This window comes from Paraburkholderia sp., from assembly GCF_035501035.1.
Lineage (GTDB): Bacteria > Pseudomonadota > Gammaproteobacteria > Burkholderiales > Burkholderiaceae > Paraburkholderia.
In genome coordinates, this window is record NZ_DATJWR010000325.1 from 53,636 (window position 1) to 78,558 (window position 24,923).

23 protein-coding genes are annotated in these 24,923 nt (G+C 63.8%); 16 read left to right on the top strand and 7 right to left on the bottom strand.

The genetic code is table 11. The features are described 5' to 3' along the window. Positions 1–23 precede the first annotated feature (23 nt). The 3 genes from VMJ11_RS24170 (at position 24) to VMJ11_RS24180 (ending at position 2,565) form a co-directional block, all read left to right on the top strand. Entirely contained in the window at positions 24–446 is a 423-nt protein-coding gene (locus VMJ11_RS24170) for a rubrerythrin family protein (protein WP_325622500.1), read from the top strand. Positions 447–606: 160 nt separating this feature from the next. Continuing rightward, complete coding sequence (locus tag VMJ11_RS24175) at positions 607–1,944, top strand: heterodisulfide reductase-related iron-sulfur binding cluster (RefSeq protein ID WP_325622501.1); 1,338 nt, start codon at positions 607–609, stop codon at positions 1,942–1,944. A 39-nt stretch (positions 1,945–1,983) separates the two neighbouring features. After that, positions 1,984–2,565: a DUF3501 family protein gene (locus VMJ11_RS24180; RefSeq protein ID WP_325622503.1), complete on the top strand. Its 582-nt coding sequence runs from the start codon at positions 1,984–1,986 to the stop codon at positions 2,563–2,565. 15 nt (positions 2,566–2,580) lie between these two features. Here the strand turns inward: VMJ11_RS24180 and VMJ11_RS24185 are convergent, their stop codons facing one another. Continuing rightward, complete coding sequence (locus tag VMJ11_RS24185; RefSeq protein ID WP_325622505.1) at positions 2,581–3,045, bottom strand: GNAT family N-acetyltransferase; 465 nt, start codon at positions 3,043–3,045, stop codon at positions 2,581–2,583. 99 nt (positions 3,046–3,144) lie between these two features. On the opposite strand from VMJ11_RS24185, the gene VMJ11_RS24190 reads away from it, so the two are divergent. After that, on the top strand, positions 3,145–4,623 hold the full coding sequence (locus VMJ11_RS24190; RefSeq protein ID WP_325622507.1) for a PLP-dependent aminotransferase family protein: 1,479 nt from the start codon (positions 3,145–3,147) through the stop codon (positions 4,621–4,623). Here the strand turns inward: VMJ11_RS24190 and VMJ11_RS24195 are convergent. After that, a complete protein-coding gene (locus tag VMJ11_RS24195; RefSeq protein WP_325622509.1) occupies positions 4,617–5,591 on the bottom strand; it encodes an aldo/keto reductase in 975 nt (324 codons plus the stop codon). The genes VMJ11_RS24190 and VMJ11_RS24195 overlap by 7 nt on opposite strands. A gap of 125 nt (positions 5,592–5,716) precedes the next feature. After that, positions 5,717–6,526 carry an IclR family transcriptional regulator gene (locus tag VMJ11_RS24200; protein ID WP_325622511.1) on the bottom strand — a complete coding sequence of 270 codons (810 nt, stop codon included), beginning with the start codon at positions 6,524–6,526 and terminating at the stop codon, positions 5,717–5,719. 177 nt (positions 6,527–6,703) lie between these two features. On the opposite strand from VMJ11_RS24200, the gene VMJ11_RS24205 reads away from it, so the two are divergent. The 8 genes from VMJ11_RS24205 to VMJ11_RS24240 all read left to right on the top strand — a co-directional run bounded on the left by VMJ11_RS24205 (position 6,704) and on the right by VMJ11_RS24240 (position 18,287). Continuing rightward, positions 6,704–8,317, top strand: coding sequence for an acyl-CoA carboxylase subunit beta (locus VMJ11_RS24205; protein WP_325622513.1), 1,614 nt, complete (start codon positions 6,704–6,706; stop codon positions 8,315–8,317). Between the two features lie 41 nt (positions 8,318–8,358). Next, the gene (locus VMJ11_RS24210; RefSeq protein WP_325622514.1) at positions 8,359–9,522 is read left to right on the top strand and encodes an acyl-CoA dehydrogenase family protein; all 1,164 of its coding nucleotides are present in this window, start codon (positions 8,359–8,361) and stop codon (positions 9,520–9,522) included. Between the two features lie 8 nt (positions 9,523–9,530). Beyond that, complete coding sequence (locus tag VMJ11_RS24215) at positions 9,531–10,439, top strand: enoyl-CoA hydratase/isomerase family protein (RefSeq protein WP_325622516.1); 909 nt, start codon at positions 9,531–9,533, stop codon at positions 10,437–10,439. Beyond that, positions 10,436–12,472: an acetyl/propionyl/methylcrotonyl-CoA carboxylase subunit alpha gene (locus tag VMJ11_RS24220; protein ID WP_325622518.1), complete on the top strand. Its 2,037-nt coding sequence runs from the start codon at positions 10,436–10,438 to the stop codon at positions 12,470–12,472. The genes VMJ11_RS24215 and VMJ11_RS24220 overlap by 4 nt, the downstream gene beginning before the upstream one ends. Next, entirely contained in the window at positions 12,469–14,286 is a 1,818-nt protein-coding gene (locus VMJ11_RS24225; RefSeq protein WP_325622520.1) for an acyclic terpene utilization AtuA family protein, read from the top strand. Before VMJ11_RS24220 ends, VMJ11_RS24225 begins: the two co-directional genes overlap by 4 nt. 193 nt (positions 14,287–14,479) lie before the next feature. After that, positions 14,480–15,700, top strand: coding sequence for a CoA transferase (locus VMJ11_RS24230; RefSeq protein ID WP_325622522.1), 1,221 nt, complete (start codon positions 14,480–14,482; stop codon positions 15,698–15,700). Between the two features lie 76 nt (positions 15,701–15,776). Beyond that, entirely contained in the window at positions 15,777–17,114 is a 1,338-nt protein-coding gene (locus VMJ11_RS24235; RefSeq protein ID WP_325622524.1) for an MFS transporter, read from the top strand. Positions 17,115–17,219: 105 nt separating this feature from the next. Then, positions 17,220–18,287 carry a porin gene (locus VMJ11_RS24240; protein ID WP_325622526.1) on the top strand — a complete coding sequence of 356 codons (1,068 nt, stop codon included), beginning with the start codon at positions 17,220–17,222 and terminating at the stop codon, positions 18,285–18,287. A gap of 102 nt (positions 18,288–18,389) precedes the next feature. On the opposite strand, the gene VMJ11_RS24245 is transcribed toward VMJ11_RS24240, so the two are convergent. After that, positions 18,390–19,484 (bottom strand): LysR family transcriptional regulator, encoded by a 1,095-nt coding sequence (locus tag VMJ11_RS24245; RefSeq protein ID WP_325622528.1) that lies wholly within the window; start codon positions 19,482–19,484, stop codon positions 18,390–18,392. A 379-nt stretch (positions 19,485–19,863) separates the two neighbouring features. Here VMJ11_RS24245 and VMJ11_RS24250 point away from each other — a divergent pair, with 379 nt between their 5' ends. From VMJ11_RS24250 to VMJ11_RS24260, 3 genes are read left to right on the top strand one after another with little or no spacing between them, the layout of a single operon-like run. Then, positions 19,864–21,300, top strand: coding sequence for an NAD-dependent succinate-semialdehyde dehydrogenase (locus VMJ11_RS24250; protein ID WP_325622530.1), 1,437 nt, complete (start codon positions 19,864–19,866; stop codon positions 21,298–21,300). A 13-nt stretch (positions 21,301–21,313) separates the two neighbouring features. Then, a complete protein-coding gene (locus VMJ11_RS24255; RefSeq protein ID WP_325622532.1) occupies positions 21,314–21,661 on the top strand; it encodes a carboxymuconolactone decarboxylase family protein in 348 nt (115 codons plus the stop codon). Continuing rightward, positions 21,658–22,668, top strand: coding sequence for an NAD(P)H-quinone oxidoreductase (locus tag VMJ11_RS24260; RefSeq protein WP_325622534.1), 1,011 nt, complete (start codon positions 21,658–21,660; stop codon positions 22,666–22,668). The genes VMJ11_RS24255 and VMJ11_RS24260 overlap by 4 nt, the downstream gene beginning before the upstream one ends. A gap of 490 nt (positions 22,669–23,158) precedes the next feature. Here VMJ11_RS24260 and VMJ11_RS24265 read toward each other — a convergent pair whose 3' ends face one another. Next, entirely contained in the window at positions 23,159–23,566 is a 408-nt protein-coding gene (locus VMJ11_RS24265) for an Hsp20/alpha crystallin family protein (RefSeq protein ID WP_325622546.1), read from the bottom strand. Positions 23,567–23,578: 12 nt separating this feature from the next. Continuing rightward, entirely contained in the window at positions 23,579–24,019 is a 441-nt protein-coding gene (locus tag VMJ11_RS24270) for an Hsp20/alpha crystallin family protein (protein ID WP_325622536.1), read from the bottom strand. Between the two features lie 246 nt (positions 24,020–24,265). Between VMJ11_RS24270 and VMJ11_RS24275 the strand changes: the two genes are divergently transcribed. Beyond that, on the top strand, positions 24,266–24,688 hold the full coding sequence (locus tag VMJ11_RS24275) for a hypothetical protein (RefSeq protein WP_325622538.1): 423 nt from the start codon (positions 24,266–24,268) through the stop codon (positions 24,686–24,688). Between the two features lie 104 nt (positions 24,689–24,792). Here the strand turns inward: VMJ11_RS24275 and VMJ11_RS24280 are convergent. Further along, positions 24,793–24,923: IS4 family transposase (locus VMJ11_RS24280; RefSeq protein ID WP_325622548.1), on the bottom strand; the 131-nt coding region annotated here is incomplete at its 5' end.

Here is a 24,923-nt window from a genome sequence, read left to right on the forward strand (position 1 = left end):
AGGTCGAAACGATGGAGGCACAGATGGCACAGCTAAAGGGCTCGAAGACGGAACAGAACCTCAAGGATGCTTTCGCCGGCGAATCGCAGGCCAACCGCCGTTACCTGTATTTCGCGGCCAAGGCCGATGTAGAAGGACAAAACGACGTGGCAGCGCTGTTTCGCTCGACCGCCGAAGGCGAAACCGGCCATGCGCACGGCCACCTCGAATATCTGGAAGCAGTAGGCGACCCGGCAACCGGCCTGCCGTTCGGCACGTCGCGCCAGAATCTGCAAGCGGCAATCGCAGGCGAAACGCACGAATACACCGATATGTACCCCGGCATGGCCAAGGTCGCGCGCGACGAAGGTTTCGACGAAATCGCGAACTGGTTCGAGACGCTCGCCAAGGCCGAGCGCAGCCACGCCAATCGCTACACGAAGGCGCTGGAAGTGCTGGCGGACTGAAGAGACGCCGCGTGCCGCGTGCGTATGCCGGAAAACCCGGTGCCTGGCACGCATGGCACGCGAACGTGACGCGCGCGTCTTTTTCCGCGTGCCGGGCGCGATCCGGCGCGCGCCCGCGCGCGTATCGACGTATGGACGATAAATAAAAGAAGGAGACGTCATGCCCCACAAGGAAGGCAGTCTCGAAGCGCCTACGCGCCATCCGCTCGACTGGCGCTCCGACGCGTTCTACGACCAGGCCCAGCTCGACACGGAGCTCGCGCGCGTATTCGACATCTGCGCGGGCTGCCGGCGCTGCGTGTCGCTATGCGGCGCGTTTCCCGCGCTGTTCGACCTCGTCGACGAAACCGACACCGGCGAGGCGCACGATGTCGACAAGGCGTCTTACGGCAAGGTCGTCGATCAGTGCTATCTGTGCGACCTCTGCTACATGACGAAGTGTCCCTATGTTCCGCCGCATCCGTGGAACGTGGATTTTCCGCATCTGATGCTGCGCGCGAAGGCTGTCCAGTATCGCAACGGCAACGTGAAGCTGCGCGACCGCGTGCTCTCGAACACCGACGCGCTCGGCCAGCTCGCCGGCATTCCCGTCGTCACGCAAACGGTCAACGCCGTCAATCACACGAAGGCGATGCGCGGCGCGATGGAAGACATGTTGGGCGTCGATCGCAAGGCGTGGCTGCCTGATTTCGCCGCGCACAAGTTCCGCAACGTCGCAAAGCGTGCCGCGGCGAGCGAGGTACGCGACGGCGAACGCACGCCGGGCAAGGTCGCGATCTACGCGACCTGTTACGTGAATTTCAATGAGCCGGGCATCGGGCACGATCTGCTCGCGGTGCTCGACCACAACGAAATTCCCTACGTGCTCGTGAAAGCCGAGTGGTGCTGCGGCATGCCTTTGCTGGAGCAGGGCAATCTGGAAGGCGTCGCGCACAAGCAGGCGCAGAACATGCCAATGCTCGCACGCTATGCGCGCGAAGGCTATGCGCTGATCGGCGCGGTGCCGAGCTGCGTGCTCATGTACAAGCACGAATTGCCGCTGATGTTCCCCGACGACGCCAACACACAAGCCGTGAGCGAGGCGTTCTGGGACCCGTTCGAGTATTTCGTGGCGCGCCATCGCGACGGCCTGCTCAAGACCGATTTTCGTGCGCCGCTCGGCAAGGTGTCGTATCACGTGCCGTGTCATGCGCGCGTGCAGAACATTGGCCGCAAGACCTTCGACCTGCTCTCGCTCGTGCCGGACACGAAGGTCACCGTGGTCGAACGTTGCTCCGGCCACGCGGGCACGTTCGGCGTGAAGAAGGAATTCCACGCCATGTCGATGAAGATCGGCACGCCCGTATTCAAGCAGATGGGCCAGGGCGAGCCGGACGTCATTTCCTCCGACTGCCAGCTTGCCGGCCATCACATTGCCCAGGGCATCGAGGAAAACCAGCTGGGCGAGCCGCCGCTCGCTCACCCCATCACCTTGCTGCGCCGCGCCTACGGCATCTAGGCGAGGCCATCATCAGGATTCCTTTACGAGGCACGACTCATGACGATCGCGAGAAACTCGCTGTTGACGCTGGAAGCCTACTCCAGGGTGCGGGGCGACATGCGCAAGCGCATCATCGAGCACAAAAAGCAGCGCGCCGTTTCGCTCGGCAATCACCTCACGTTCCTGTTCGAGGACGAGGCCACGATCCGCTACCAGATCCAGGAGATGCTGCACATCGAAAAGATCTTCGACGAAGACGGCATTCAGGGCGAACTCGCCGCGTATCTGCCGCTCGTGCCCGACGGCAGCAACCTGAAGGCGACCATGCAGCTCGAATACGAGAGCGAGATCGAGCGGCGCGCGGCGCTCACTCGGCTCATCGGCATCGAGGACAAGGTGTTCGTTCAGGTGGAGGGGGAACCGCCCGTCTACGCGATTGCCGACGAAGACCTCGAGCGCGATAACGCCGAAAAGACTTCGGCCGTGCACTTCGTACGTTTCGAGCTCACGCCGCAAATGAAAGCGCGGCTGCGCGACGGCGCAGCGCTCGCGATAGGTTGCGATCACCCGAACTACCGCGTGCCGACGCAGACCATCGACGGCGAGGTGCGCGCTTCGCTGGTCAAGGATCTGGCCTGACGTTAATTAGATATCCTATACGTCCTTGCGGTACATGACGAACCCCGGCTTGACAGCCACGTCGTCGTAAAGACGCATGGCCGTGTGGTTCGTCTCGTGCGTGTGCCAATACACACGCGACGAATTCGAGGCCTTCGCATGCGCATACACGGCCTCGATCAGCGCGCGGCCCACGCCCTGGCCGCGTGCGTCTTCCACGGTGAAAAGATCCTGCAGATAGCAGATCGGCCCTTCCATGATCGTGTTGCGGTGATAAATGAAGTGCACGAGGCCATGCACGCGTTCGCCGCGCACGGCGATGAACGCGTGCATGGGCTCGTAGCCGTCGAAGAAGCGCGACCACGTCGTGCGCGTGATGGGCTCGGGCAGTGCAGTAGGACCGGAGCGCCCGTAGAAGCGGTTGTAGCCGTCCCAGAGCGGCAGCCATGCATCGAAATCGTCGGGCGCGACGGCGCGCACCTGGATCGTCGTGTCGGTCAAGATCGTTCTCCTCACGGTACCTTTTGAAACACCCAAGCGTACGCGATCTGTGGCACCATTATTAGTCCCACCGTAACTGATAATGTTGGAGCCACCCGTTTGGACTACGCGTTGATGATGGCGGCCTATGCGAAGCGCGCCGTGCGCAAGCTCACGCAGCAGGACCTGCTTTACGAGAGCCTGCGCCGTGCGATTCTCGACGGCGACATCAGCCGCGGCACACGCCTCGCGTCGAGCCGCGCGCTCGCCGAGCAGCTCGGCATCGCGCGCAATTCGGTGCTCTATGCGTACGAGCGGCTGGTGGAGGAGGGCTTCATCAACGCCACGCGCCACGGGTCGGTCGTCAATGCCGTCAATGCGGCCGGCGCGGCAAAGCCCGCGCCAACCTCGCCGTGCAACGAACCCGCGCCGGCGCTTTCGCGCCGCGTGCGCGAATTGCCGCAGCGCCGCTCGAGCAATGATGGCGCGAGGGCGCTGCGCCCAGGCGTCCCCGCGCTTGACGCGTTTCCGTATGCGCAATGGCGCAGCGCGGTGGAGCGCGCATTGCGCGAGCTGCGCGCGCACGACCTCGGCTATGGCGACAGCTCAGGCATGCCCGTGCTTCGCCAGGCCATTGCGCAATACGTCCGCGTTTCGCGCGGCGTGCGCTGCCAGGCGGACCAGGTGTTCGTCACGGACGGCACGCAATCCAGCCTCGACCTGTGCGCGCGCCTCTTCGCGGACGAGGGCGAGCGCGCGTGGATCGAGAACCCCGGCTACCTCGGCGCGCGCGTGGCTTTCGCCGCCGCGGGGCTGCAACTCGTGCCGATGAGCGTGGATGCCGCGGGCATGGCGGCACGCCCCGAGGACTGGCGCGAACGGCCGCCGCGCCTCGTGTATCTCACGCCTTCGCATCAGTATCCGCTCGGCTGCGTGCTGAGCCTCGAACGGCGGCTCGCACTGATCGAGCAGGCGCGAGCATGCGGCGCGTGGATCGTCGAGGACGACTACGACAGCGAGCTGCGCCACGACGGCCCGCCGCTGCCCTCGATCCAGGGCCTCGCCGACGACGCACCCGTGATCTACCTCGGCACCTTCAGCAAGACGCTGTTTCCGGCCTTGCGCATCGCCTTCATGATCGTGCCTTCGCGTGTGGCGCCGCAGTTCGCGAAGGCGCACCACACGCTCATGCGCCAGGGGCGGGTGGCGGAGCAACTGGCGCTGGCGGATTTCATCGAAAGCGGGCGCTATGCGCGCCATTTGCGGCGCATGCGTCGGCTCTACGAAGAGCGCCGCGATGGCCTCGTCGCGGCAATCGAAAAACATCTGGCCGGCGTGATGACGGTTTCGGCGGACGCAGGCGGCATGCATTTGAGCGTGCGCCTCGACGCGCCGATCGCCGATGTGGAAGTGAGCGATGCGGCGCGCGCGCACGGCCTGCATCTCTCGCCATTGAGCGCGTATTGTCTCGACGCGCCCGACGCGGCGCGCTACAGCGGCTTCCTGCTCGGCTACGCGGAAACGCCGCCGCATGTTGCGGACACGCTCATGCAGACGCTCGCGCGTATCGTGCGCGAGCGTCTGCCGGCGGCTTACTGATGCCCGGAGACCGCGTGCGGCAGGTAGGGCGCTTCGAGCGCCTTCACTTCTTCGGCGGTGAGCTTTAGCGAGAGCGCCGCGACGGCGTCTTCGAGATGCTGCGGCTTCGAGGCACCGATGATCGGCGAAGTGATCGCCGGCTTTTGCAGCAGCCAGGCGAGCGCGACCTGCGCGCGCGGCACATTGCGGGCGCGGGCGATGGTTGCGACGGCCTCGATGATGGCGCGATCGGCATCGGCGCCGTAGAGCGTCTTGCCGTACGTATCGCTCGCTTCGCGCTCGCTCGTCTCGTTCCAGTCGCGCGTGAGGCGGCCGCGCGCAAGCGGGCTCCAGGGCATCACGGCAATGCCCTGATCGGCGCACAGCGGCAGCATTTCGCGTTCTTCCTCGCGATACAGCAGGTTGACGTGATCCTGCATGCTCACGAACTCCGTCCAGCCGTTCAGGCGCGCGGTGTAGATCGCCTTGCTGAACTGCCACGCGTGCATGGACGAAGCGCCGATATAGCGTGCCTTGCCGGCCTTCACGACGTCGTGCAGCGCTTCCATCGTTTCTTCGATGGGCGTGTTGTAGTCCCAGCGGTGAATTTGATAGAGATCGACGTAATCCGTGCCGAGGCGTTTCAGGCTATGGTCGATTTCCGTGAGGATGGCCTTGCGCGAGAGGCCCTGACCGTTCGGGCCGGGCCGCATGCGGTTGTAGACCTTGGTCGCGAGCACGATGTCGTCGCGCTTCACGAAGTCGCGCATCGCCCGCCCGACGATCTCTTCCGAGGTGCCGTCCGAATAGATGTTCGCGGTATCGAAGAAGTTGATGCCGGCGTCGAGCGCCTGGCGGAGGAGTGGGCGGCTGGCGTCCTCGCCGAGCGTCCACGGGTGCGCGCCGCGCTCGGGCACCCCATAGGTCATGCAACCGAGGCAAAGACGCGAGACCTGTAGCCCTGTCGAGCCGAACCTGACGTAATCCATTACTGTTGCTCCTGGCGAAAAGGCGAATGAAGCAGAGAACTTGCGTGCGCGCCGCGCACAGGCGGCGGACCTTCGCAAGCGTATAACAGGCTGCGTATTCGTGCAGGAACGCTCAATCGCGCCGGCTATTTCGATGGCGCACCGGATCGCGCGGGGCGTACGACGCTTTCGAGTTGTTCGCGCACGAGCGCGACGAGCGCGGCGCCGCGCCCGCGCGGCATCTTCGAAGCCACCGTGACGATACCGATCGCCGCCGTCGCGAAGGAACCCATCGAAAAGCTGACACCCACCCCGCAGAGTCCTTGCGCGGCGACCTGCGCGTAACCCAGCTCCCGCGTTTGCCGAACCCAGCGGCGCAAGCGGGCGTCGTCGAGATTGCGGTGACCGTACTCGGTCGCGTGGCGCGCGTAATGGGCGCTGATTTCTTCGTCGGGAAGTTCGGCAAGCAGCGCAATGCTGGGTATGCCCATGCCGAGCAGCCGCATGCGGTTCTTGTTTCTCGCGAACTCGCGCGCCGGCGTATCGCCTTCCTCGACGTGAAGGCAATGGCTGTAGTCGCCCGAGCGCACCACCAGAAATACGTGCTCGCCGGTTTGGCGCGCGAGCTGCTTCATCAGCGGGTGGCACAGCTCCACGAGCGGGGGCGCCTGCATCGACGCCGTGCCCAACGCCATGCTCTCCACACCGAGGCAATAGAGCTTCGTCTCCTGATTGCGCGCCGCGAGGCCGGTATCGACCAACGCCGTGGCGATGCGGTAGGTCGTGGTTCGATCAAGCCCGGTCATGTCCGCCATCGTTTGCAGTGACACGCCGCTCACATGATGTCGCGCAAGTATTCGCAGCAATTGTGTCGCGCGCTCGATGCTCTGCGCGCCGCGCACGGCAGGCTCGCTGCGGGGGGCGCGGGGGCCGCGGGGACCATGAGAATTGGGCATGGCGGGTTCAGACTTTGCCAGGACGGCTGCGTTGCGGACGCTGGCGAGTATAGCAGTGGGTGAAAACGCTACGTGCACATTGTGAACATTCGTCGTGTTTGTCGTTGTGCATGCATCGAGTGTCATTTGCAATACGAGCAAGCAACCGGACCCACTGTGCAACGCACTTCCTGAAATATGGCCCCTTTCAAATCACGTATCCATGTCCTTTCAGAGGCATACCAGTCGCAGCGCGCGGGCATGCTGGCGCTGGTCGACCAGTTGCGCACGCTCGAGCAGCGGGCGGCCGACCTCTCCTCGCAGGCCGCGGCCGCTTTTGCGCGGCACGGCGCACTGTTGCCGCGCGAGCGCGTGAGCCGTCTGCTCGATCCGGGCCGTCCGTTCCTGCCGCTGTGCAATCTTGCCGGATACGGCATGGATGATCCGGACACCGAAGCATGTGTTCCGGGTGGCTCGCAGATTGCCGGCATCGGCTTCGTGAGCGGTGTGCGCTGCATGGTCGTGGCAACCGATTCGGGTATCGATGCCGGCGCGCTGACCGAGGCAGGGAACCAGAAGCTCATGCGCTGCCAGGAAATCGCCCTGCAGAACAAGCTGCCTTTCGTTCATCTGGTCGAGTCGGCTGGTTCGAACCTGCGCAAATACCGCGTGGAAAAGTTCATTCGCGGCGGCGGCATGTTCTACAACCTCGCGCGCCTCTCCGCCGCCGGGTTGCCGGTCATCACCGTGGTTCATGGCTCTTCGACGGCGGGCGGGGCCTACATGCCCGGGCTTTCCGACTACGTCGTCATGGTGCGCGGCCGCGCGAAGGCGTTTCTCGCCGGGCCGCCGCTGCTGAAGGCGGCAACGGGCGAGATCGCGAGCGACGAGGCGCTTGGCGGCACGGACATGCACGCCACGGTGAGTGGCCTTGCCGAATACGTGGCCGAAGACGACGCGCACGCGATCGAAATCGCGCGCGATATCGTCGCGACGCTGCCGTGGGATCGCGAAGCGCCCGCTGCCGCCGTGCAGGCGCCCGCGTCCGATCCCGACGAACTGGCCGGGGTCATGGTGCTCGAGCATCGCAAGCCGGTGGAGATGCGGGAAATCATCGCGCGCCTCGTGGACGGTTCGCAATGGATGGACTTCAAGCCGGACTACGGTGCGGCGACCGTGTGCGGTCACGGCAAGATCGAAGGCCACACCGTGGGCTTCGTGACCAACAACGGTCCGATCGATCCGGCGGGCGCCACCAAGGCCGCGCAGTTCATCCAGTTGTGCAATCAGTCGGGCACGCCGATCGTGTTCCTGCAGAACACCACGGGTTTCATCGTCGGCCGCGCATCCGAAGAGGCCGGCATGATCAAGCACGGGTCCAAGCTGATCCAGGCGCTTTCGAATGCAGACGTGCCGCTCTTCACGATCTACTGTGGCGCTTCGTTCGGCGCGGGCAACTATGGCATGTGCGGGCGCGCCTTCGAACCGCGTTTCTGCTTCTCCTGGCCCAACGCGCGCACGGCGGTGATGGGCGGCGAGCAGGCGGCGACGACGCTCGAGATCGTCGCGCGGCAGCAGGCCGAGCGCAAAGGCAAGCCCCTCGACGAAGCGCGGCTCGCCGAGCAGAAGGCGGAGATCGTCGCGAACTTCGAGCGCCAGGCCAGCGCTTTCTACACCAGCGGTCACCTGCTCGACGATGGGGTGATCGATCCGCGCGAGACGCGAGCCGTACTTGCGTTCGTGCTGGCAACCACGCGCGAGGCGAAGCGGCGCGAGCCGAGGCGCGTGCAGTTCGGCGTCGCGCGCTTCTAATTGTCGAGACGGTTGCCAATACAACTAATCAGGAGGCAGACATGCTGTACACCGGTGAACATCGCGAGATGATGAACAGTATCCGGCGCTTCATTGCGACCGAAATCGATCCGTTCGTCGACGAATGGGAAGCGGCCGAAGTCTTTCCCGCTCGCGAGCTGTTTCGCAAGATGGGTGCGCTAGGTTATCTCGGCATCACCAAGCCGGAAGCCTACGGCGGGTTGGGGCTCGACTTCTCGTTTGCGCTCGCCGCTGCGGAGAGCATGGGCTACTGCCGTGCCCAGGGCGTGGCGATGGGCGTTGGCGTGCAGAGCAATATGGCGACGCCGGCGCTGGCCGCGTTCGGCTCCGACGCATTGCGCCGCGAGTTCCTGGCACCGGCCATCGCGGGCGAGATGGTGGCGTCGATTGGCGTGTCCGAGCAGGGGGCGGGCTCGGATGTCGCTTCGCTCAAGACGCGTGCGCGCCGCGACGGCGACGATTACGTGATCAGCGGCTCGAAAATGTGGATCACCAACGGCACGCAGGCCGACTGGATCTGTCTGCTGTGCAATACCTCCGAAGGCCCCGTTCATCGCAACAAGTCGCTCATCGTCGTGCCGTTGAAAGAGGCCGGCAAACGCACGCGCGGCGTGGAAGTCCAGAAGATCCGCAAGTTCGGCATGTGGTCATCCGATACCGCGCAGATCTTTTTCGACGAGGTGCGTGTGCCGGTGCGCAATCGCATCGGCGAGGAGGGCATGGGCTTCATCTACCAGATGAAGCAGTTCCAGGAAGAGCGCCTTGATGGCGCCGCGCGGCGCCTCGCCGCGCTCTCGCTGATCGAAGATACCGCGAACTATCTGCGTCAACGCCAGGCGTTCGGCAAGCCGCTGCTCGACAACCAGTTCATCCAGTACAAGCTCGCCGAACTCAAGACCGAACTCGAAGCGCTTCGCGCGCTCGTCTACATGGCCACGCAGACCTATGTGGCAGGCGGTGACGTCGTGGAGCTGGCGTCGATGGCGAAGCTCAAGGCAGGACGTCTGTCGCGCGAAATCGCCGACTGGTGCATGCAGTTCCAGGGCGGCATGGGCTACACGTGGGACAACCCCGTGTCGCGCGCGTACCGCGACTACCGCCTGGGCTCCATTGGTGGCGGGGCCGACGAAGTGATGCTGATGGTCATCGCGCGTCAGATGGGCCTGATGAACATGCAAGCATGAGACAGCCGATGAATTCCGAAATCAAACACGAAAGCGAACGCAAAAACGATGGGAGCACCGATGCGGTGCTCGTGCGGCGGCTTCGAGACGTCCTGTTCGTCACGTTGGACCGTCCCGACACGCGTAACGCGCTGGCGCCGGAGGTGGTGGCGTGCCTCGATCAAGCCGTGACGCTGGCGGCGCGCGACGAGTCCGTGCGGGCAGTCGTGCTGCGCGGCAATGGCGGGGTGTTCTGTGCCGGCGGCAGCGTGGGCAGCTTTCAGGCGCGGCTCGATGCCGATGTTGCCGGCGACGATCCGCTCGCCGCGCGCAACCGCGAATTCGGCCGCTTCATGCAGCGCGTGAGCGCGTTGCCCGTACCGGTGATCGCCGCAGTCGAAGGGGCGGCGATGGGCGGCGGCATGGGCCTCGCGTGCGCGGCGGACGTTGTGCTCGCAACCGTCGATGCGCGCTTCGCGCTCAGCGAAACGTCGCTCGGGATCATTCCCGCGCAGATCGCTCCCTGGGTCGTCGCGCGCCTCGGCGTTCAGGGAGCGAGCCGACTCGGCCTGAGCGGCGAGCGGATCAGCGGCGAAACGGCGCTGAGGCTGCGCATGGTCGACGAACTGGCCGCTGGCAGCGAAGCGCTCGACGAACTCGTCGCGCAGTGGCTCACACGAATCTGCGCTTGCGCGCCTCACGCAAACCGCATGCTCAAGCCGCTGGTGCAACGCTGCGGCGACAACACGAGCGAAGCGAACGACGCGCTGCTCGACGAGGCCTCGCTACTGTTCGCAGGTTGCATGCGCAACGAAGGTGCGGAGGGCATCGCCGCGTTTCGGGAGAAGCGTCCTTCGGCTTGGAGCCGCCGTTTCACGGCGGATGACGTTCGGCGGGCACGCACACCCGCAACGAGCGAGGAGGAAAACGAGGCATGAGCATCACGAAGCAAGTCAGGCCGTTTCACACGCTGCTCGTGGCGAACCGGGGAGAAATAGCGATTCGTGTGATGCGCACCGCGCGACGCATGGGCTATCGCACCGTCGCGGTGTATTCGGATGCGGATCGCGACAGCCCTCACTCCAGTTTCGCGGACTGTGCGGTGCATATCGGCGGCGCGGCGCCGCGCGAGTCCTACCTGAACATCGACGCGCTGCTCGAAGCGGCTCGCCAGAGCGGTGCCGATGCGATTCACCCAGGCTACGGGTTCCTGGCCGAGAACGAAGATTTTGCCGATGCCGTCGACGAGGCCGGTCTCGTCTTCGTCGGTCCCTCTGGCATGGCGATTCGTGAGATGGGCAACAAGGCGCGCGCGAAGGATCTGATGCGTGCCGCCGATACGCCTTGCATCCCAGGCTACCAGGGTCGCGACCAGAGTCTTGCCGCGCTTGCGCGTGCCGCTGCGCAGATCGGTTATCCGGTGATGGTGAAGGCCGCGGCAGGAGGCGGCGGACGCGGCATGCGGCTCGTAGGCGACGAAGCGTCGCTCGAACAGGCGCTGAACTCGGCGCGGGCGGAGGCCGCGAGCGCGTTCGGCAGCGACGAGCTGATACTCGAGCGCGCCGTGATCGCGCCGCGGCACATCGAAATTCAAGTGCTGGCCGACAGCTACGGCAACGTCATTCATCTCGGCGAACGCGACTGTTCGGTGCAGCGGCGCCATCAGAAGGTAATCGAAGAGGCGCCGTCACCCGCCGTCGATGCGGCGCTGCGCGAACGCATGGGCGACGCGGCCGTGCGCAGCGCGCGCGCGATTGGGTACGTTGGCGTTGGCACACTCGAATTCCTGCTCGATCGCGACGGCCGTTTCTATTTCATGGAAATGAACACGCGTCTGCAAGTGGAGCACGCGGTGACGGAGGCGGTGGCGGGCATCGATCTGGTCGAATGGCAACTGCGCGTGGCCGCGGGAGAGCGTTTGACCCTGCAGCAAGAGGACCTACGGCTGAGCGGGCACGCCATCGAAGTGCGCCTGACCGCCGAGGACGTACCGGCAGGCTTCCTGCCGCAGACCGGCCCGGTGCTGCGCTGGCAGCCGCCGGCGCCGGAGTGCGGCGTGCGTGTCGATCATGGCCTTGCCGAGGGCGGCGCGGTCTCCGCTCACTACGATTCGATGGTCGCGAAGCTGATCGCGCACGGCGCGACGCGCGACGAGGCGCGGCGCAAGCTGCGGCATGCCGTGCAGCAATGCGTGCTGCTCGGGTTGCCCACGAATCAGGGCTTTCTGGCCGACTGTCTTGCCGATCCGGTCTTTGCCGAAGGCAGTGCGGTTCACACGGGCTTCGTGGCGGAGCGATTCGGCGCGCACCCTGCAGCGCGCGCGCTGCCCGACGGGCGCACGCTCGCCTATGCCGCATTCGCGGCGATCGCGTTGCGCACGCCGCAGCCGCACGACACGCTCTCGATTGCGCCGGCGCCGCTCGGGAAGGCGGCGAGTAGCGTGGTACTCGGCAGCGGTGCTGCACGCTGGCAAGCGACGCTGAGCGCGGCTGGACGCGACTGGCGTGTCTCGCTGCGCAGCGAATGCCCAGAAGTAAGCAATGGTTTGGATGACGAATCGAATCAGTTCATCATGCGCGGTGCGCAATGGGCCGAAGCGGACCGTGCACGCCTCACTGTCGAATGCGACGGCATGCGCGAGACGGTCACCGTTGCCACGCAGTCCGACACCTTGTATGTATTCCACGCGGGAGAGGCCTGGACCTTCGAGCAGATCAGCGCGCGCAAGAGCCGGCTCGACGAGGAGGGCGGCGGATCGGTGACGGCGCCGATGACCGGAAGGATCCTTGAACTCGCCGTGCGCGAAGGCGACCGAGTGGAGGCGGGCCAACGCCTGCTCGCGCTCGAAGCGATGAAGATGGAATACACGCTGGTCGCGCCCATTGGCGGCACGGTTGCCGAAGTCTGGGCGCAGGCCGGCGGCCAGGCGGACAAGGGCGCGCTGCTGATCCGCATCGAGGCCGCCGCATGAGCAAGACGATCCGTATTGGCGGCGCGAGCGGCTTCTGGGGCGACTCCGCCATCGCCACGCCTCAATTGCTGGCGGTTCCGGGGCTGCAGTACCTCGTCTACGACTACCTCGCCGAAACCACGATGGCGATTCTCTCGCGCGCGCGTGCGAAGGACCCCTCGCTCGGCTACGCAACCGACTTCGTGCATGCCGCGATGGCGCCCAACCTCGCGCAGATTTGCCGTCAGGGCGTGCGGGTGATCGCAAACGCGGGCGGTCTCAATCCGCATGCATGCCGCGCCGCGTTGCTGGCCGTGGCGCGCGAACAAGGGCTCGACCCGCGCATTGCCGTGGTGACGGGCGACGATATCCTGCCCGCGTTCGACACGCTGCGCGTGCAAGCGCTGCGCGACTTGCAGACCGGCGCGCAACTGCCCGCCGATCCACTCTCGGTCAACGCATACGTCGGCGCACGTGGCATTGCGCAGGCCCTCGCGCTCGGCGCGGACATCGTGATCACGGGCCGCTGTGTCGATAGCGCCGTGGTGGTCGGCGTGCTCGCGCACGAGTTCGGCTGGCGGTGGGACGACTGGGACCGGCTCGCGGCGGGCACGCTTGCCGGGCACTTGATCGAATGCGGTGCGCAGGCGACAGGTGGCCTCTTCACCGACTGGCAGAGCGTGCCGGATTGGGCCAATATCGGCTACCCCGTGATCGACGTCGCGCAGGACGGCAGCCTCACCCTGTCCAAGCCGGCCGGCACCGGCGGGCTGATCCATCCGGGCGCGGTGGCGGAGCAGATCCTCTACGAAGTGGGCGACCCCGCGAACTATCTGATGCCCGATGTCACCTGCGACTTCCGCGGGGTTCGCGTCGCCCGAGCAACGCAGGAGACGGTTCACGTGAGCGGCGCGCGAGGGCGGCCGCCCACCGCGACGTACAAGGCCAACGGCACGCATCGCGATGGCTACCAGTTGCAGGTGATGATGGCGATACGCGGCATCGACGCCGCGGCCAAAGCGACGCGCACTGCGGAAGCCTTGCTGCAGCGTACGCGCGCGCTCATGCAGCAGCGTGGCTACTGCGACTACTCGGAGACATGCGTTGAGCTGCTGGGCTGCGACTCGCTCTATCCGCCGCAACAACGCTCGCGCGCAATCGCCGCCACACGCGAAGTAGTCCTGCGCATTGCCGTGCGGCATCCGGATGCGAAAGCATTGGCCTTCCTGCAACGTGAATGCGCGTCCGCTGGCACCTCGATGGGCCCAGGCACGCGTTCGTCATTCTCGGGGCGCTCGGAGATACAGCCGGTCGTGAAGGTGTTTTCGTTCCTCGTGCCGAAGCACGCGGTGCCCATGCGCGTGGCGCTGAACGACCACGACGAACCCGTGCACGATGCACCGGGATTCGCGCCCGTGCCCGCGGCATCGTTGCATTTGCCCGAAGCACGGGAGGAGACCAGCGAACTCGCCGTCGATACGGTCGACGTGCCGCTCGTGGCCCTCGCCTGGGCGCGCAGCGGCGACAAAGGCGACGACGAGAACATTGCCGTGATCGCGAGACGCGCCGAGTTTCTGCCGGTTCTGCGCAAGCAGCTCACCAGCGAAAGCGTGCGGACGTACTTCGCCCACCTCGTTGATGGCGCGGTCGAACGCTTCGACGTGCCGGGTCTCGGCGCGCTCAACTTCGTGCTGCATGCCGCGTTGGGCGGCGGTGGCGTATGCAGCTTGCGCTCGGATCCACTCGGCAAGTCCTACGCGCAAATGCTGCTGGATTACCCGGTCAAGATTCCCCGCGACTGGGTTGCGTCAGGCCTCGTGTCACACGAAGCCTGAGCAAAACGATCACACCAACAATATTGGAGACGACATGAAACCTTCATTCCCTCAAGCGCCGCCAAGGGGTTCTCCACACCTGGGCGACAACTGACCAGATCACGCGGCGCCTCGAATGCAGCGCTGTTGCGCCGACTTACCGTGAAGTTTCGCCTGCACGCGCGGTGCAGGCCGACAATCGATTGAGGTGACGATGAGTGGCATATTGAATGGCATCAAGGTGCTGGACTTGACCCGGGTGATAGCAGGCCCGTTGTGCACGCAGGCACTCGCGGACATGGGAGCGACCGTCTACAAGATCGAGCGGCCGGGAGAGGGCGACGATACGCGGCGCATGGGGCCTTTCCTCGCGGACCCGAAAACGGGCGCCGATAGCAACGACTCCGCGTTGTACCTCGCGTACAACCGCAACAAGCAATCGATCACGCTCGACATCTCGACACCAGAGGGCGCGCAGCTCGCCCGCGAACTGGCGGCGCGCTGCGACGTGGTCATCGAAAACTACAAGGTCGGCTCGCTCGCGCGCTACCAGCTCGACTACGAGTCGATCCGCGAACTGCGGCCCGACATCGTGTATTGCTCGGTGACCGGGTTCGGGCAAAGCGGTCCCTACGCGCACCGTCCCGCGTATGACTTCATTTTGCAGGGCATGGCCGGCGTGATGAGCACGTGCGGACACGCCGACGGCGAACCCGGCGGCGGCCCGATGCGCACGGCCATTCCTATTACCGACGTCGTGACCGGCCTCTACGCGGCGATCGGCGTTCTCGGTGCGCTGTTTCATCGGCTGCGTACCGGCGAAGGCCAATACCTCGATGCGGCGATGCTCGACGCGTCGCTCGCGCTGAACGGCCATCTCGCGCTGGGCTGGCTGATGAGCGCGAAGCTGCCCGCGCGTGCCGGCAACACCAACCCCATTGCTTCGCCATCCGAAGTGTTCAGTTGCGTCGATGGCAGCCTGATCTTCGCGGCGGGCAACAACGGCCAGTTCGAGGCACTGTGCCGGGTACTGGGCTGCGAAGCGCTGATGGAGGATGCCCGCTTTCGTACCAACGCACTGCGCGTGGCGAACCGCAGCGCACTGCGGACGTTGCTTGCACCGCATATCGCCGGACGCTCGCGCGAAGCGCTCGTTGACGAACTGAATGACGCCGGCGTGCCGAGCGGTCCGATCAACACGATCGCGGAAGTGTTCGACGATCCGCAAGCGCGTCACCGCGAATTGGCGCTGGCGCTCGAGCACAGCCGCGGCGTGGAGGTGCCCGGCCTGCGCAGCCCGCTGCGTTTCTCGCGCACGCCGGTCACGCATCGCGCGCCTCCCATGCTAGGCGAGCATACGGAGCGCGTGCTGCATGAGGAATTCGGCGTTGACGCGCGGCGCCTCGCGCAGCTTCGTGAGCGCGGGGTGATTTGACGCCGTGCTTGCGGTCGCGACGCCGGCTGGGTGCCGCATGCGTCGCACCTTGAATAATAGAAACAGGAGACAAGACATGAACGCATCCACCGAGACGGAAGCCGTGAGGGAGCGGCTGGATCTCGCCAGCGGCGAGGTCGAAGAAGCGTATTCGAGGATCCGATGGCGGCTGTTGCCGCTGCTGTTCGCGGCGTACATCTTCGCGAATATCGACCGGATCAACATCGGCATCGCCCACCTTCAGATGAAATCCGCGCTGGGCTTTAGCGACGTCGTCTACGGCGCGGGTGCGGGAATTTTCTTCATCGCGTACTTCATGTTCGAAGTGCCCAGCAGCCTGCTGATGAACCGCATCGGTGTGCGTCGCACGCTGGCGCGGATCACGATCGGCTGGGGGATCGTTTCGGCGGCGACCATGATCGTCGACTCGGTTCCCGCCTTCTACGCGCTGCGCTTTTTATTGGGCATGTTCGAGGCGGGTTTCTTTCCGGGCGTCGTGTACTACCTGACACTGTGGTATCCGGCGGCTCGGCGCGCGAGAGCATTGGCGGCCATTTCTTCCGCGCTGGTCCTGGCCGGTGTAATAGGCAACCCGGTGTCCGGCTGGATTCTCAAGAATATGGATGCCGTGGGCGGTCTTGCCGGCTGGCAATGGATGTTCCTGCTCGAAGGACTGCCAAGCGTCGCGCTGGGCTTCGTGATCCTGTTCGCCCTGCCTGAAGGGCCGCACTCGGCCCGCTGGCTGACGCCCCGTCAAAAGGCGCTCGTCGCACAGGAGCTGGAGGCACAGGGGCACGCGAGCGTAGCGGGATCGCTGCGCGACGTCATGAAAGACCCCCGGGTGTATGCGTTCGCAGCGGTGTACTTCTCGTTCATCTGCGCGATTGCGGTGATCCCGTTCTGGCTGCCGACCCTCATCAAGGGACTGGGCGTGACCGATCTCGCTCGCGTGGGGCTCTACTCGGCCATTCCGAACGTGGCGGCCGCACTGGCGATGTTCGCCTGCGCGGCAAGTTCCGACCGTGTTGGCGAGCGGCGCTGGCACACCGCCATCCCCGCGCTCGTGGGTGCGGCGGCACTGGCGGTCGTGCCGATGGCGTCGTCGCACGTGGGGCTCTCGTTCGTGCTGCTGTGCTTCGCTGCTGCCGGTATTTTCTCGACCGTACCGCTCTTCTGGTCGATTCCTTCGGCTTATCTTTCAGGCACGCGAGGCGCGGCGAGCGGCATCGCGCTCATCAGCAGTATCGGCCTGCTCGGCGGCTTCGTGAGCCCCTTCGCGATCGGCCAGCTCAAGACGACCACGGGCAGCATGGCCACGGGCCTGTACGTGTTCTCGGCACTTTTTGCGCTGGGCGCGGTGCTGCTGCTGGTGATTACGAAGAAGGCCTACGCCCGCACTGTTGCCGGTCGTTGAGCGTGTAAGCGGACAGCGTGGATGACAGATTTTCGTCCGCGCTTTCATGACAATTACTTTGTCATGCTAATCAGTTTACATTTGGTGGCTGAGACTATGAAGAAGATGAGAATCGCAATTGCACACCAGGCAGCGATCGTGGCGCTGCTCTCCGCATGCAGCGTTGCTCAGGCACAAAGCAGCGTTACGCTTTACGGCGCAGCCGATGCGGCACTCCTGTACACCAACCGGTCGCTCGGCGAGGATGGCGGGAATGCTGGCAAGCAGTTCTCGCTGGTCGACAGCGGCTGGAATTCCTCACGATTCGGCCTGCGCGGCTCGGAAGACCTTGGCGGCGGCGTGCACGCCAATTTCACGCTCGAAAGTGGAATCAGCGTGGCCAATGGCGGGCTGAACGACTCCAACGGCAACTTCTTTGGCCGCCAGGCGTGGATTTCGCTTGCGGGCAATTTCGGTGAGGTCAAAGCAGGTCTGCAGTATTCGCCGTTCCTCTATGCCGTCGAAGAGGCAGACCCGCGCGGATTCTCCGACTTCGGCAGCGGCGCGATCATCTATGTGGACAACGTCCTGGCAACGGGCTTGTTCAATTCGAACGCCGTGTCGTACACGACGCCGGAGTTGGCAGGGTTCACCGGTCAGGCCATGCTGGCGCTCGGCGGAACGCCGGGCGATTTCCAGGCTGGGCGCCAATATTCGATTGGCTTGAAGTACGAGCACGGTGGCCTCGCGATCAACGCGGCGCTGTACGACGGCAATAGCGGGGGCACGGCGTCCACGCCTGTTCCGTCCACTATCGAGTTCATCGGACGCACGCTGGGCGCTTCGTACCACTTCGGGGCCGTCACTGCGAAAGCCTCGTTCACGAACTACAAGGTGGCCGGGAGCTTCAATAGCAACGTGTTCGCAGGCGGCCTCCTCTACGCCGTGACGCCCGCATTCATATTGAACGGCGGCGTGTGGTTTACGAGCGATCGCAACGAGACCAGCAACAATTCGGTATTGGGGGCGATCGGCGCGCAATACTATCTGTCGAAGGCGACGGCGGTCTATGCGCAGGCCGCGGTCGTCCACAACAACGGCCAGATGGACACGGGTCTTGGCATCAACGGCGCACTGTATGGCGCAGAGGGTACGACCGTTGGCGCCGATGTCGGCCTGCGACACTTTTTCTAACGAAGGCGCTGGCGCTCGATACATTACGGCGTGCGGCGTGCAGGGTGCGGCCCCGACACCTGCCTCGGCCTCTATTAGATAGCCCTCGTTCTGCAGGGCTGCTCAGCCGACGCCTCGAAGAGCATCGCCAATCGTGGCAACGGATGGGCGACCAGCTGCGGTCGCCCTATCTTCCATCGCCTCGGTGCCGCGAGACTGGTTCGCGCGGCACGCAGCGTTCAAACTTCCGCCGGCTGCGGTTAGCGACCTGTGGATAGCGCTGTGGCACTCTCGATGTCGAGCTCCTTGGCGTAGACATCCAGATGGTCGCCGACGTGCGTCTTCAATGTTTCGACGAACCGCTTGATTTTCGCGTCGACGAATTGACGCGACGGGTAGACGGCGCAAACGCATGCGGACATGCGTGTGGTACTGCGGCAGCACGCGAACGAGCGCGCCGCTGCGCAGGTCGTCCATCGCTGAGAATGCTGCGAGGAGGCCGATTCCGGCTCCGTCGCGTAACGCCTGTGACATCGAGTCCATGTCGTTGACACTGAAGTGCGGACCCGTTGGGCGAAAGGTAGCGTTGCCGGTGGGACTGTCAAGGTGCCACTCGTCTGGCGCGTAGTCCACCGTCCCAAGCAGGACGCATTGGTGGTCGATGAGGTCTTCCGGGCACTGCGGCGCCGGGCGCCGGGCCAGATACGCAGGGGACGCGGCGAGAATGCAATGGCTCGAACCGATTTTCTGGCTGACGTATGCGGAGTCGGGCAGCGTTCGTGTAATCACGACCGCGATGTCGAGTTGCTCTTCGAGCAGGTTCGGCATGCGCTGGGACAGCAGGAGGTCGACCGAGACGTCCGGATACGATTCGCGGTACGCCATGATGGCGCGCGTCACGAGGTTACGCCCAAGTCCGGGAACTGAGTGCACCCGCAGGGTGCCTCGGGGCTCGAGCAAGGCGTCCCGCGCCTCGGCTTCGGCATGTTCCACGTCGGTCAGGATGGCCACGCAGCGGTCGTAGAACCGCCGTCCCGCATCTGTGATGACGAGGCGACGCGTCGAGCGCTGCATGAGCCGTGTGTCGAGCGACTCCTCAAGCACCGAAACGGCGCGCGAGATGTTGCCAACCGTCGTGTCGAGGTGGTTCGCGACTGCTGTGAAGCTACCCATCTCGACGACTTTCGCAAACACCGACATGTTATATAACTTGTCCATCCCACCAGTTCCTTTCGTCTGAATCCACCGTATCGGACGCTTGCTGAGCAGGCGTCGGGCCATGATAGGCGAGCGCCGGCCGACGTCGGGAAGCTTACCCGTTAAGCGCGCCCGGATTTTCCCTCTCACGGAAAGATTCATTCTTCCCGCCCTGCCTAAAACCTGCTGGGCTTCCCGCATAAACTGGGTTCCGCAGGCAGGCACTCACCGCCAACCGAGTCAGGCTCCCCCACAGAAACGCCGAGCCGGACTCCAACCGCAAGCCAAAGTCGCCCCCTTCGCCTTCGTGGTACCTGAGGACGTTGAGAGAAGCGCAATCGGATGGCTTGACATGACCGCATATTAATTCGAATCGCTAAATATATTGAGGAACAGAAACATGAACGCTCACTACGACTCACTCTACCTTTTCATCGACGGCGAATGGATTGCAGCCAGCCAGCGCGATACCGCACCGGTCGTCAATCCAGCTACGCTGCAGGAACTGGGACGCGTTCCTCTTGCAACGGCAGCGGACCTCGAACAGGCGTTGCAGGCGACCAGGCGCGCATTCGACGTGTGGCGCAATACGGTGCCGGCGGAGCGCGCACGCATTCTCAAGGGCGGCGCGAACCTGATTCGTGAGCGCGCCGAGCACATCGCGGAACTGCTGACGCTCGAAGAGGGCAAACCACTGGCCGAAAGCCGTGATGAGGTGCTGCGTGCCGCAGAATACTTCGAGTGGTTCGCTGAGGAAGCGCGTCGTATCGACGGTCGCGTTGTACCATCCAATCGCCCCGGCGTGCAGCAGTTGGTGAAGAAGCAGGCCATCGGACCGGTCGCCGCTTTTACCCCCTGGAATTTCCCGGCCATCACGCCGGCGCGCAAGCTCTCTGCGGCGCTTGCCGCAGGCTGTAGCGTCATCATCAAGCCGGGTGAGGAAAGCCCCGCGACTGCGCTCGCGCTTGCCCGTGCACTGGACGATGCAGGTCTGCCCAAAGGCGTGCTGCAGGTGGTCTTCGGCGTGCCCGATGAGGTTTCGAAGAAGCTGATTGCCTCGCCGGTCATTCGCAAGGTGACGTTCACCGGCTCCGTTCCCATCGGTCGCCTGCTCGCCGCGCGTGCTGCCGAGGGCGTCAAGCCGATTACGCTTGAGCTGGGCGGCCACGGACCCGTGCTTGTGTTCAAGGACGCTGACGTCGAAAAGGCCGCCATCGAAGGCGCCGCGAATCGTTTCCGAGGCACCGGCCAGGTTTGCATCTCATCGACCCGCTTCCTGATTCAGCGCGAGGTCTATGACGAATTCGTCGAGCATTTCGTGTCCGCCACCAGGGCGCTCAAGATTGGCGACGGCATGCAACCGGGCACGCAGGTCGGCCCGCTCGCGAATCCACGTCAGATTGCCAAGATGGAAGAACTCGTCGCGGATGCGGTGGCGCACGGCGCGAAGGTGCTCGCCGGCGGAAAGCGCATCGCGCGCGATGGCTACTTCTTCGAACCGACCGTGCTCGCCAACGTTCCGATGAACGCCCGTGTGATGCACGAGGAGCCGTTCGGGCCCATCGCTGTGCTGATGCGTTTCGACCATCTCGATGACGGACTCGCAGAGGCGAACCGCTTGCCGTATGGACTCTCGGCCTACGCGTTCACGAACAACGCGCGCACCGCCATCGACGTTGCCGACGGCCTGGAAGCCGGGATGATTGGCATTAACCAGTACCGCATCGTCGCCACCGAATTGCCTTTTGGTGGCATCAAGGAAAGCGGAATCGGTTCTGAAGGCGGCGCGGAAGGCATCGAGTTTTATCTCACCAACAAGTTCATCAGCCAGGTCTGAAGGGAGCCCAACCATGTCAAACGCTAATTTCGACAGCCCGCGCGAAGCGGCACGCGCGTTCACGCCGAAGCTCGCCGCGCTTGTCGACGACGTGCTTTTTCCCCAGGTCTGGGCCGACCCGGCGTTGTCGCCGCGTGACAGAAGTCTCGTGACCGTCGCCGCATTGATTGTGGGTGGCCATCACGACGAGCTTCCTGCGCATCTGCGACGTGCGGTCAACAACGGTGTCACGCGGGAAGAACTGGCAGCTACGATTACTCACCTCGCGTTCTACGCGGGATTTCCGGCCGCTATTTCAGCTTCCGCCGCCGCGCAATCGACGCTCGGCGAAGCGCACGACCAACAGGACACGCCATCATGAAAGCAATCACATTCAACGAATTCGGCGACGCGGACGTGCTCAAAATCGCAGATGTCCCCGACCCGGAAGTCCGCCCCGACGACCTGCTGGTCCGCGTGTACGCTGCAGGCGTGAACCGCGCTGACCTGACGCATCGCCGCGGCGGCTACGGCCGGCCGAATTTCGGCGACTCGACCATCATGGGCCTGGAAATCGCGGGCGAGGTGCTAGAAGTGGGCGCGTCGGTCGAACGCTACAAGGTCGGTGACCGCGTGATGGGCGTTGTTGGCGGCGGCGCGTACGCCGAGATCGCACGCATCGACTGGCGTATTGCGATGCCGATTCCGCAACAGCTCGATTACGTGCACGCGGCAGCCATCCCCGAGGTGTTCGTCACGGCGCATGAAGCGATGATGCATCTCGGACGCCTCAAGCAAGGCGACTCGGTGCTCATTCACGCTGCGGCCGGAGGCGTCGGTTCTGCTGCGGTCCAGTTGGCGTATGCGACCGGCGCGACCGTGTTCGCGACGGCCGAGGCATCGAAGCTCGAACGTGTTGTTCAACTGGGTGCCGACCATGCCATCGACTATCGCATGCAGGACTTTGCCGATGTCGTTGCCCAGAAGACTGGCGGTCGAGGTGTCGATGTGGTGATCGATTTCGTGGGCGCGCCTTATTTCGCTCGCAATATCGCGTCGCTTGCGAATGGCGGCCGGCTTGTGCAGGTCGGAATTCTTGGCGGGGGCGGGCAGGTGAGTGTCGAACTGGAGACCATTCTTTATCGCCACATCCAGATTATCGGCACTGTCATGAAGTCGCGCGCCCAGGCGGAAAAACACGCAATGGTACGACGTTTCCGCGAGCACTGGCTCGACCGCTTCTCAGGTGGCCGAAGCCTCGAGCCGGTCGTGGACAGCACGTTCCCGCTGGAGCGCGCGGGAGATGCCCATCGACGCATGGAATCATCGGCGAACGTCGGAAAAATCATCCTGACGACGAATGCGGAGTCTGCCGCGACCGTAGGGTGAATGTTGCGGGCGAGTGCGGTGCGGCACGGGTTTTCTTTGACAGTGTCGTCTCGTTCATTCAGGACGCGCCGAGCGGCCGAGCGAATCGAATTGAGCCTCTCGTTTGCGTCGGAAATCTCCGTTTCTCGGACGCCAAGGTGGTCGGGTCGTCCCAATGGCTTGATGATGCACTCGTCGCGCGAGCGTTCACTTCATCATCCAGCAGGACCCCTAAAACGTCTCGAACTAAATCAAGGCGTCAACCGAGCGCGATGACTTCGATGAAGTACGCGTTTCCCCATCGGCGGGTATCATCGTGCCTATGCGTCGCCCGTCGCGGCATTCTCCGTTTTTCACCAGTCTGCAAAGCTCCCCGAGGTTCTCACTCTTTTAAATCGCAGAAATTCGTACTCCTTCAGAAATCCGCTACAGTCGAGCGAACGCATCGGCTCGACTGTAGCGCGGAAGCATACCCGCTTTGCAGCGGCAGTGCTCCTGATAGTCGATGGGGTTAGCCGACTTTAATCTCGATGCGCCGTGGCTTCGCCTCGTCGCGTCGCGGTATTGTCAGCTTCAGAACACCGTCTTTCAGCGCTGCTTCAATCCGCGATGTGTCGAAGTCTTCGCTGACGTTGAACTGGCGCGAAAAATAAGGCACGCGAACTTCGGCGTGCGACAACTGAAGGGTTGACGGGACTGGCACCACAGATTCAGCCTCGATGGTCAGGCTGCCATCGTGGACTCTCACGTCCAGTTTCTCCTTCGAGACACCCGGGAGGTCAGCCCAGAGCGTGACGGCATGGCTATCTTCGACGATGTCGACAGCAGGTGACAGCGTGACGCGACGGCGGGCGTCGTCCGGTTCCGCGCGCGTGCTGGCACCTTGGTGGCTCTGTGCGATCTGCGTATTCTCACTCATCATGTCACCTCGTTACTGAACCGTGATGGCACGGGGTTTGGACGCTTCACGCTTACCCACCGAAATTAGCAGGCAACCGTCGACATAGCGTGCCTGCACCTTGTCGGGGTCGGCTTGCTGAGGCAGTTCGATGACCCGCCGGAAAGAGCCGCTGAAACGCTCCTGGGCATACTGCCGCGTGCCCTCAGGCAACTTTGCTGGCCGGGTCACTCGTTCGCCAGCGATTGTCAGCAATCCTTTATCGACGGAAATATCGAGTTTGGACGGTTCGACGCCGGGCGCAAACGCGACGATTTCTATCGTGTCGTCGGTCGCGCCGATATTGATAGGTGGGAAGGTCCCGAAACGGCTTGAACGAAGGCTGGACGGCAAGCCGCCGAACAGGCTGGACATCTGACGTTGCAATCGGTCCAGTTCAGTGAAAAGGTCGGTACCAGAGTAAAGGTCGCCCATGTTCGCTCTCTCCTTTGGAGGCAAGGGAGCGAACCGACTCACGCGCTTCAGTCCGGTTGTCCCATGCCGCGGATAATCAAGATTGAAACACGCAGCGCCCGCACACACATTTGCGGGACTACCTGCGCCGTGACCAATCTAGGATGCTTTTGGCCGCTTTCAAGAGGTGGTGAACGAATTTTTGGGCCTTGAAAATTCGCGCGGAGGCCATAGAGTTCGCGCACTGGTGTTCATCGGGAGACGACTATGGAGTTCGATTCAGAATGGAGAACGCTTGGCAGGCATCGCATCAAGCTGCGCTCCACAAAAGGCTTTCCGACCGAGGTAATGCAGCAGGTTGCAGAACTGACGAGACTTGCTGTCGACAACAACATGAGCGCCAGAGCGCGCATTGTCGAAATCGTCTTTCGACATGAAAAGGCGTATGACATCACCATCGGAACGACTTTGGCGGAAGACCGGCTTTGCGGACCGCAACTCGAGAGCGCCATTGCCACGGTGATGGGATTGTTGCCGGAACAGGTCAACATCTTTGTCCACGCCGTCACGCAGGAGGAGGTCGACCTGCACTTCGGAGTGTACGAACGGATGCTGGCGGAGAAGTTGGGGGGCGGTACCACCGATACAGTGAGTGCCGCGTATTTGACTTCAGCTTTTATTCCGGATTGAAATACCGGCTAGCGTCGATATAAGATTTTTCATATTGACTTATGGAGTCATTTTGCTAGATTCCATTCCGAGTTTGGCAGGCGCGGGGCTTCAGACCCATTCCATTACACACAAGTCTGATGCTCAACCTCGCGCATGTACCTGATGCCAGCAACGAAGTCCACTATTCGCTGCATGCCTAGCCAGATGGTTTTGACACCAGGTTCGCCGTCGCCTTTGCGCGCGAGGAAGCCGC

Excerpts from the sequence above, each read along its gene's own strand:
- VMJ11_RS24170 (WP_325622500.1), top strand. The coding sequence starts at position 24 with ATGGCACAGCTAAAGGGCTCGAAGACGGAACAGAACCTCAAGGATGCT.
- VMJ11_RS24175 (WP_325622501.1), top strand. The coding sequence starts at position 607 with ATGCCCCACAAGGAAGGCAGTCTCGAAGCGCCTACGCGCCATCCGCTC.
- VMJ11_RS24180 (WP_325622503.1), top strand. The coding sequence starts at position 1,984 with ATGACGATCGCGAGAAACTCGCTGTTGACGCTGGAAGCCTACTCCAGG.
- VMJ11_RS24195 (WP_325622509.1), bottom strand. The coding sequence starts at position 5,591 with ATGGATTACGTCAGGTTCGGCTCGACAGGGCTACAGGTCTCGCGTCTT.
- VMJ11_RS24200 (WP_325622511.1), bottom strand. The coding sequence starts at position 6,526 with ATGCCCAATTCTCATGGTCCCCGCGGCCCCCGCGCCCCCCGCAGCGAG.
- VMJ11_RS24205 (WP_325622513.1), top strand. The coding sequence starts at position 6,704 with ATGGCCCCTTTCAAATCACGTATCCATGTCCTTTCAGAGGCATACCAG.
- VMJ11_RS24210 (WP_325622514.1), top strand. The coding sequence starts at position 8,359 with ATGCTGTACACCGGTGAACATCGCGAGATGATGAACAGTATCCGGCGC.
- VMJ11_RS24215 (WP_325622516.1), top strand. The coding sequence starts at position 9,531 with ATGAATTCCGAAATCAAACACGAAAGCGAACGCAAAAACGATGGGAGC.
- VMJ11_RS24220 (WP_325622518.1), top strand. The coding sequence starts at position 10,436 with ATGAGCATCACGAAGCAAGTCAGGCCGTTTCACACGCTGCTCGTGGCG.
- VMJ11_RS24225 (WP_325622520.1), top strand. The coding sequence starts at position 12,469 with ATGAGCAAGACGATCCGTATTGGCGGCGCGAGCGGCTTCTGGGGCGAC.
- VMJ11_RS24230 (WP_325622522.1), top strand. The coding sequence starts at position 14,480 with ATGAGTGGCATATTGAATGGCATCAAGGTGCTGGACTTGACCCGGGTG.
- VMJ11_RS24235 (WP_325622524.1), top strand. The coding sequence starts at position 15,777 with ATGAACGCATCCACCGAGACGGAAGCCGTGAGGGAGCGGCTGGATCTC.
- VMJ11_RS24240 (WP_325622526.1), top strand. The coding sequence starts at position 17,220 with ATGAGAATCGCAATTGCACACCAGGCAGCGATCGTGGCGCTGCTCTCC.
- VMJ11_RS24245 (WP_325622528.1), bottom strand. The coding sequence starts at position 19,484 with ATGGACAAGTTATATAACATGTCGGTGTTTGCGAAAGTCGTCGAGATG.
- VMJ11_RS24250 (WP_325622530.1), top strand. The coding sequence starts at position 19,864 with ATGAACGCTCACTACGACTCACTCTACCTTTTCATCGACGGCGAATGG.
- VMJ11_RS24255 (WP_325622532.1), top strand. The coding sequence starts at position 21,314 with ATGTCAAACGCTAATTTCGACAGCCCGCGCGAAGCGGCACGCGCGTTC.
- VMJ11_RS24260 (WP_325622534.1), top strand. The coding sequence starts at position 21,658 with ATGAAAGCAATCACATTCAACGAATTCGGCGACGCGGACGTGCTCAAA.
- VMJ11_RS24265 (WP_325622546.1), bottom strand. The coding sequence starts at position 23,566 with ATGAGTGAGAATACGCAGATCGCACAGAGCCACCAAGGTGCCAGCACG.
- VMJ11_RS24270 (WP_325622536.1), bottom strand. The coding sequence starts at position 24,019 with ATGGGCGACCTTTACTCTGGTACCGACCTTTTCACTGAACTGGACCGA.
- VMJ11_RS24275 (WP_325622538.1), top strand. The coding sequence starts at position 24,266 with ATGGAGTTCGATTCAGAATGGAGAACGCTTGGCAGGCATCGCATCAAG.